Source organism: Mesorhizobium silamurunense, assembly GCF_014843825.1.
Taxonomy (GTDB): Bacteria; Pseudomonadota; Alphaproteobacteria; order Rhizobiales; family Rhizobiaceae; genus Mesorhizobium; species Mesorhizobium silamurunense.
In genome coordinates this window covers 1-7395 of the sequence record NZ_JHQR01000367.1, presented here as the reverse complement: position 1 = coordinate 7395, position 7395 = coordinate 1, and the positions used below count along the sequence as shown (strand labels likewise).

The window sequence follows — 7395 nt, the reverse complement described above, 5'->3', positions numbered from 1 at the left end:
CTGTTCGCGCTCATCGACCCGGCGCCGGTCGCCATGGTCGGTGTCAGCGCCGCGGCCTTCGACCTGATAGAGCCGGCGCTGCGCGAGGCGATCGCCCAGACCGCCGGCGGCCAGCACTCGCAGTCGATCTCCTTCGACACCGAGCCGAACGAATTGCCGCTGATCCGCGAAGGTTGCGCCATACGCGCGCTGACCTTCGTCGACCAGGAGATTTTAGCGCCGGGTATACAGACGAGACACAGCGCGACAGGGTGAACCCTATGCCCGTCGACGCTTTGAAAGCGCCCGCCACAAATCGGCTTCATCTGTGATGCCGTCTTGAAAGAGGCCGATCACATCCCGAGCGAGTTCTTCTCTCTGATCTTTGTCCTTTAGGGCTAGCCGGCGCTCGGTGCACAGCCTGTCAAATACCCGCTGGAGCGTATCCAGATCAGCGGGACCGAACACTCCGCCGTGGCCTGAGAGAGGCATGACAGCCGCCCTCGATAACCCTGCCTATATTCTGCCACCAACAGCGCCGCTCGAAAAGGCGATTCAATCCGTACCAGTCCGAAGCCCGACTTAAATGGTCGCGGCTCAACGCCAGCATTTTCCAGGAAAGGAAGTCGAGTTCATCCGCTGGCATGGAACCGGCCCCGTCCGTCCGGGTTGACCAGATGGTCCGGCCTGCTTTCTTTCTGGTGACACAGGATCGCAGGCCGGACCATACACGGGGAGTAGCCGGCTACTCCCGGTGCGGGCTAGACCTTTTCTAGACCAAGTCGTAATCGCTGGCCTTCGGCATAGACCATAGCGAAGGTCTCAAGCTCGAATGAGGTGGTGGCTTCTCCACCATCCTCGATCACCCGAACGAACCATTCGCCGCAGGTTTCAATCACTTCGATTTTGGGGGATTTGGCTTCGTTTCTCCGGACGTTATCCATCGCAGCTCTCCTCAGGGAAGCAATGGGAAACGTCGATTTTTATAAATCCAGATCGGCGTTTTTCAATATCAAAATATGCTTACGGAACGATAACGCGCGACGGTCGTTATTGTTATTCGCCAATAGAGCCGGAGAGGAGCAAGCCGGTCGACGCTATCGTTCAGCTGCTTGTTAAAGATACCGGCATTCCCGAAAATCAAGCGCTCGAACTCATCTTCCCGATGGGCTTGAACTGAACTCGCTTGTGCGCGAGGCGAAGATCATCAAATCCGGTCGGTAAACGGGCTGGTCGCAGGCCGGCCGCACCTGCATATCAGCGCATCGTTAATCTTCCCTGATCGCGTAGCCCGCCCCGCGGATGGTCCGGATCACGTCCGGCATGCGGCCGTTGTTGACCGCCTTGCGCAGGCGTCCGACATGCACGTCGACCGTACGCTCGTCGATATAGATCGTCTCGCCCCAGACATTGTCGAGCAACTGGCTGCGCGAGAACACCCGGCCGGGATGGCGCATCATGAATTCGAGCAGCCGGAACTCGGTCGGGCCGAGCCTGATCTCGCTCTTCTTGCGGTAGACGCGGTGCGATTCACGGTCGAGCACGATGTCGCCGACCTTGAGCACGCTGGACAGCACTTCCGGCTTGGCGCGGCGCAACAGCGCCTTGACCCTGGCCATGAATTCCGGCGTCGAGAACGGCTTGACCAGGTAATCGTCGGCGCCCGTCGAGAGGCCGCGCACCCTGTCGCTTTCCTCGCCGCGCGCGGTCAGCATGATGATAGGCAGCCGTTCTGTCTCGGGCCGCATCCTGAGCCGCCGGCAAAGCTCGATGCCGGAAACCGCCGGCACCATCCAGTCGAGCACCAGAAGGTCGGGCACGTTCTCCTGCAGGCGGATCTCGGCTTCGTCACCGCGGGTAACCACCTCGACCTGATAGCCCTCGGATTCGAGGTTGTAGCGGAGCAGCACCCCCAGCGGCTCCTCGTCCTCCACCACCATGATGCGTGGCGCGATCATATAGCAGGTACCTTCGCTGTCAGGCCGCCGGCGCCGACATCGCCGTTTCGTCCTGTTTCGGACGGTTCGCGGGCAATTGCGTGCCGGTCAGCACATAGTAGGCGTTCTCGGCGATATTGGTCACATGGTCGCCGATGCGCTCCAGATTCTTGGCGCAGAACAGAAGATGCGTGCAGGCCGTGATGTTGCGCGGATCCTCCATCATGTAGGTCAGCAGCTCGCGGAAGACGGAGGTGTATTTGACGTCGATGCGCTCGTCGTCGTTCCTGAGCTTGGCGAGCGCCGCGGCGTCGCCCGCCGTGTATTCCTCGATCACGCCCTGGACCTGGATCAGCACCAGTTGCGCCATCGAGTCGATGGAGTGCGATAGGTCGCGCGGCGCGGCGCTGACGCCGACGGAGCCGACGCGCTTGGCGATATTCTTGGCAAGATCGCCGATGCGCTCGAGATCGCCGGCCATGCGGATCGCGCCGACCACGCTGCGCAGGTCGTCGGCCATCGGCTGGCGTTTCGCGATCAGCGTGATGGCGCGATCGTCGAGCTCGCGCTGCCGCGCGTCCATGATGGCATCGTCGGAGACCACGCGCTGCGCCATCGCGTTGTCGGAGTTCAGCAGAGCCTTGGTCGACGCGCCGACCATCGAGCCGGCAAGATCGCCCATGTCACGGATGAGCTGGCTGATCTGCCTCAGATCCTCGTCGAAGGAAGCGACCGTATGGGCCATGATTGTGTCCTCGTATGAACTCAGCCGAAGCGGCCGGTGATGTAGTCCTGCGTGCGCTTCTCGCGAGGCGAGGTGAATATCTTCTCGGTCCGGTCGAACTCGACCAGCTCGCCGAGATACATGAACGCCGTCTGCCGCGACACGCGCGCCGCCTGCTGCATGTTGTGGGTGACGATCACGATCGTGTAGTCGGCCTGCAGCTCGTCTATCAGCTCCTCGATCTTGGCGGTCGACAGCGGATCGAGCGCCGAGGCCGGCTCGTCGAGCAGGATGACCTCCGGCTTCACCGCTACCGTGCGGGCGATGCAGAGCCGCTGCTGCTGGCCGCCGGAGAGGCTGAGGCCACTGGCATTGAGCTTGTCCTTGACCTCGTTCCAAAGCGCCGCACGCTTCAGCGCCTGCTCGACGCGGTTGTCCATCTCGGCCTTGCTGATCTTCTCATACAGCCTGACGCCGAAGGCGATGTTCTCGTAGATAGACATCGGGAACGGAGTCGGCTTCTGGAACACCATGCCGATCTTGGTCCTGAGCAGATTGAGATCCTGCGAGCGGTCGAGGATGTTCTTGCCGTCGAGCAGCACCTGACCCTCGGCGCTCTGCTTCGGGTAAAGTTCGTAGATGCGGTTCAGCACGCGCAGCAGCGTCGACTTCCCGCAGCCCGACGGTCCGATGAAGGCGGTGACGCTGCGCTCCGGCAGCGACAGGTTGATGTCCTTCAGCGCCTTCGACTGGCCATAGTAGAAGTTGAGGTTCTTGACCTCGATCTTAGCCTTCTCGACGGCCGTCTCGGCTACGTTAAGGTCGGTGGACAACATCGGTTTCATCTGTCCTCTCTGCGTCCGGTAAGGCTGCGGGCGAAAATGCTCAGCCCGAGAACCGTCAGGGTGATTATGAGTGCGCCCGTCCAGGCCAGCTGCTGCCATTCCTCATAGGGGCTGAGCGCAAACTGGAAGATGGTCACCGGCAGGCTGGCCATCGGCGCGTTGAGATTGCTCGACCAGAACTGATTGTTGAGCGCGGTGAAGAGCAGTGGCGCCGTCTCGCCCGAAATGCGGGCGATCGCCAGCAATATGCCGGTGACGATGCCGGAAAGCGCGGCGCGATAAGCGACGGAGCGGATCACCACCCAGCGCGGCGCGCCGATGGCGGTGCCGGCTTCGCGCAGCGCGTTGGGCACAAGGTTGAGCATGTCCTCGGTGGTGCGCACCACGACAGGGATCACCAGGATGGACAGCGCCACCGCGCCGGCGATCGCCGAGAAATGGCCCATCGGGCGCACCAGCAGCTCATAGACGAACAGGCCGACGATGATCGACGGCGCCGACAACAGGATGTCGTTGATGAAACGCACCACCGTGGTGAGACGCGAGAAGCGACCGTACTCGGCCATATAGGTTCCGGCGAGCACGCCGATCGGCGTGCCGACGATGATGCCGATGATGGTCATCACGATGCTGCCGTAGATGGCGTTGAGCAGGCCGCCGGCGTCGCCGGGCGGCGGCGTCATTTCCGTGAACACCGAAAGCGAGACGCCGGACAGGCCCTTATAGACCAGCGCGCCAAGGATCAGCGCCAGCCAGGCAAGGCCGATGCCCGCGGCGATGACGCACAGCGCCATCATCACGCCATTCTTGCGCTTGCGTCTCTGATGAAGCGACATGGCTACCGACATCGGTCAGGCTCCCGTGCGGCTATCGATGCGCAACAACATGTAGCGCGCGATGGCGAGGATGATGAAGGTGATGATGAAGAGGATCAGGCCGAGCGACACCAGCGAGGATGTGTAGAGCTCGCCATCGGCCTCGGTGAACTCGTTGGCGATGGTCGCCGAGATCGTCGTTCCCGGCGCAAACAGCGAGGCGCTGATGCGGTGTGCGTTGCCGATGACGAAGGTGACGGCCATCGTTTCGCCGAGCGCGCGGCCAAGACCGAGCATGACGCCGCCCATGATGCCGACGCGAGTGTAGGGAATGGTCACGCGCCGGGTCACTTCCCAGGTCGTGCAGCCGATGCCATAGGCCGATTCCTTGAGCACCGCGGGCACCGTATCGAACACGTCCTTGGTGATCGAGGTGATGAAAGGCAGAACCATGATGGCAAGAATGAGCGATGACGTCAGCAGGCCGATGCCGTAAGGCGGACCAGCGAACAGGCTGGAGAGGCCCGGGACGTTGTGGAAGACGTTGATGATGAAGGGCTGCACCGTCGTCTGCAGGAACGGCGCGAAGACGAACAGACCCCAGATGCCGTAGATGATCGAGGGAATGCCGGCGAGCAGCTCGACCGCAATGCCGATCGGGCGCCTGAGCGGGCGCGGGCAGAGCTCGGTGAGGAAAATGGCAATGCCGATGCCGATCGGAACCGCGATCAGGATGGCAATGGCCGAGGTGACGACGGTGCCGTAGATGGGCGCGAGAGCGCCGAAATTCTCGGTGACCGGGTTCCAGGATTCGGTGGTCAGGAAGGAGAAGCCGAACTTCGACAGCGCCTGCCATGAACCGGTTATCAGCGAGATGGCGACGCCGCCGAGAAGAACCAGCACGAGGATGGCGGAAAGGCGCGTGGCCGTCCGGAAGATCGTGTCGGTGAGCGCAAAGCGCCGCACTGTCGCTTCTCTGGTCCGCATGGCGGACGGTGTCACGGCTTCGGAGACGGCAGTCATCTAGCCCCTCGCATTTCGAAAGAGAGACAGGAGGGCGCCGGAAGCGCCCTCCTCAATTCCGCAAATTACATCCCCGAGAACAGCGGCTTGCCGTCCTTGTCGACGATGTCCTTGCCCCACATTTCCTCGACGCTCTTCACGACCGCGTCCGGCATCGGAACGTAGTCGAGCCCGGCAGCCATTTCGTCGCCCTTGGCGTAGGACCAGGCGAAAAACTTCAGTGCTTCGGTCGTGGCCGCCGCATCGTCGGGCTTCTTGTAGAGGAGGATCCAGGTAGCGGAGGTCATCGGCCAGGATTCGGCGCCGGCCTGGTTGGCCAGGATGACGCCGTAGCCCGGCTGCGAGCTCCAGTCGGCATTGGCCGCGGCAGCCGAGAAGGCCGCTGCCGTCGGCTCGATCTTCTTGCCGTCCTTGTTGATCAGGTCGGTGTAGGTCAGCTTGTTCTGCTTGGCGTAGGCGTACTCGACATAGCCGATCGCACCGCCGGTCTGCGAGACGTTGTTTGCGACGCCTTCATTGCCCTTGGCGCCGATGCCCACCGGCCACTCGAGCGCCTTGTCGACGCCGACCTTCGACTTCCAGTCGGCGCTGACGTCGGCCAGATAGTAGCTGAAGTTGAACGTGGTGCCCGAGCCGTCCGAGCGGTGGACGACCGCGATCGCCTGGTCGGGCAGCTTGAGATCGGGATTGAGCTTCTTGATCGCTTCGTCGTTCCAGTTGGCGATCTTGCCGATGAAGATGTCGGCCAACGTCGGGCCGTCGAGCACCAGTTCGCCCGGCTTGATGCCTTCGAGGTTGACGACCGGAACGATGCCGCCCATCACCATCGGGAACTGCGCGAGCCCGGTGGACTCCAGTTCATCGCCCTTCAGCGGCGCGTCGGAAGCGCCGAAGGTCACAGTCTTGGCTTTGATCTGTTTGATGCCGCCGCCGGAGCCGATCGACTGATAGTTGAGACCGGTGCCGGTCTCCTTTTTGTAGGCATCGGCCCACTTCGCGTAGATCGGATAGGGGAAGGTGGCGCCGGCGCCCGAGATATCGGCCGCCATCGCGGCGGAGAGGGAAAGCGTGGATGCCGCAGCCATTGCAATCGCAACGGCCGCCGAGCGGATGAAATGTCTCATGTGGCCTGCTCCTGTTCGGAATATGGTCTTTCGGCACCCGTTCTATCGGCGCCCGGTGAGCGCAATAGCCCTCGATTATTACAGTCGCATGACAGTTTCGTGTCAGCCGGGTAACGCCTGAACGGGGATGCCTGGAGGGCCTGCGTCCGCCTTTTGCGGACCAGCCGGAGTTTGCCGCGGGAATCAGTAACTTGTCTGACTTTTGAATCAAAAATTATCCCGGCGGCCGGATCACGGCCGCCGGGAAATAAAATCCGGACGAGAGCGCGTTGCCTGTGCGCCAGAGCGGATCATGGCCTAGCCATCGCCGAAAACAGGGTCCGTTGGGGTAGAGTCGACGCTGTTCCTTGCCGGCGGTCGCTGCTCCCGCCCGTAACCGAAGGGCGGAATCGACAGTGACCATTGTCCCGACTTGGCCTTCGTTTTGTATGGTGCGATCACACCATATGCCCGCGTCCGGTCTGCGGACGATGCCCGTGGAGGACGACGCCGCGAAGCAGAAAAAGGCTGTTAGCCGGCGCTGCGCCGGACTTCCGCGTCCGACCCGAGCCATCTTTCGAGCTTCTCGAGTAGCGCCTTCGGGCTGATCGGCTTCGGCAGGTAGTCGTCCATGCCAGCTTCCAGGCAGCGCTCTCGGTCCCCCTTCAGCGCATGCGCGGTGACGCCGACGATCGGCACATGCGTCCCCGTCTCCGCTTCGAGCAGGCGGATGGCGGCGGTCGCCTCCAGGCCGCTCATCTCGGGCATCGACACATCCATCAGGATCATGCGCGGGTTGAGCTTGCCGAAGGCGTCCAGCGCCTTGCGGCCGTTGCCGACGATTTCGAACTGATAGCTGGTCTCACCCAGGATTTGCGTGAACACCAGCTGGTTCACCTCATTGTCCTCGGCGACGAGGATGTCGAGCCCGCGCTCCGCGCCGGCCGCGCGCGGACGGGCACGCGCCGG

8 protein-coding genes and 1 pseudogene are annotated in these 7395 nt (G+C 62.4%); 1 reads left to right on the top strand and 8 read right to left on the bottom strand.

The window, feature by feature from the left end; all coding sequences use genetic code 11:
• A pseudogene (locus DH10_RS33420) lies at window positions 1–255 on the top strand (sugar kinase); the annotation flags it as partial.
• 485 nt (window positions 256–740) lie between these two features.
• On the opposite strand, the gene DH10_RS33415 reads toward DH10_RS33420, so the two are convergent.
• From DH10_RS33415 to DH10_RS33380, 8 genes are all read right to left on the bottom strand, one after another.
• Complete coding sequence (locus DH10_RS33415) at window positions 741–923, bottom strand: hypothetical protein (RefSeq protein WP_192385813.1); 183 nt, start codon at window positions 921–923, stop codon at window positions 741–743.
• Window positions 924–1247: 324 nt separating this feature from the next.
• On the bottom strand, window positions 1248–1937 hold the full coding sequence (phoB, locus tag DH10_RS33410; RefSeq protein ID WP_010911896.1) for a phosphate regulon transcriptional regulator PhoB: 690 nt from the start codon (window positions 1935–1937) through the stop codon (window positions 1248–1250).
• 19 nt (window positions 1938–1956) lie between these two features.
• Window positions 1957–2664 (bottom strand): phosphate signaling complex protein PhoU, encoded by a 708-nt coding sequence (phoU, locus tag DH10_RS33405; RefSeq protein ID WP_192251990.1) that lies wholly within the window; start codon window positions 2662–2664, stop codon window positions 1957–1959.
• Window positions 2665–2681: 17 nt separating this feature from the next.
• Entirely contained in the window at window positions 2682–3485 is an 804-nt protein-coding gene (gene pstB, locus DH10_RS33400; protein WP_192251886.1) for a phosphate ABC transporter ATP-binding protein PstB, read from the bottom strand.
• Window positions 3482–4333 (bottom strand): phosphate ABC transporter permease PstA, encoded by an 852-nt coding sequence (gene pstA / locus DH10_RS33395; protein ID WP_192251888.1) that lies wholly within the window; start codon window positions 4331–4333, stop codon window positions 3482–3484. Before pstA ends, pstB begins: the two co-directional genes overlap by 4 nt.
• A gap of 3 nt (window positions 4334–4336) precedes the next feature.
• Window positions 4337–5323 (bottom strand): phosphate ABC transporter permease subunit PstC, encoded by a 987-nt coding sequence (gene pstC / locus DH10_RS33390; protein WP_192251891.1) that lies wholly within the window; start codon window positions 5321–5323, stop codon window positions 4337–4339.
• A 65-nt stretch (window positions 5324–5388) separates the two neighbouring features.
• Complete coding sequence (gene pstS, locus DH10_RS33385) at window positions 5389–6447, bottom strand: phosphate ABC transporter substrate-binding protein PstS (RefSeq protein WP_192251894.1); 1059 nt, start codon at window positions 6445–6447, stop codon at window positions 5389–5391.
• A 510-nt stretch (window positions 6448–6957) separates the two neighbouring features.
• Window positions 6958–7395: response regulator (locus tag DH10_RS33380; RefSeq protein WP_192385812.1), on the bottom strand; the 438-nt coding region annotated here is incomplete at its 5' end.

Excerpts from the sequence above, each read along its gene's own strand:
- DH10_RS33415 (WP_192385813.1), bottom strand. The coding sequence starts at position 923 with ATGGATAACGTCCGGAGAAACGAAGCCAAATCCCCCAAAATCGAAGTG.
- phoB (WP_010911896.1), bottom strand. The coding sequence starts at position 1,937 with ATGATCGCGCCACGCATCATGGTGGTGGAGGACGAGGAGCCGCTGGGG.
- pstB (WP_192251886.1), bottom strand. The coding sequence starts at position 3,485 with ATGAAACCGATGTTGTCCACCGACCTTAACGTAGCCGAGACGGCCGTC.
- pstA (WP_192251888.1), bottom strand. The coding sequence starts at position 4,333 with ATGTCGGTAGCCATGTCGCTTCATCAGAGACGCAAGCGCAAGAATGGC.
- pstC (WP_192251891.1), bottom strand. The coding sequence starts at position 5,323 with ATGACTGCCGTCTCCGAAGCCGTGACACCGTCCGCCATGCGGACCAGA.
- pstS (WP_192251894.1), bottom strand. The coding sequence starts at position 6,447 with ATGAGACATTTCATCCGCTCGGCGGCCGTTGCGATTGCAATGGCTGCG.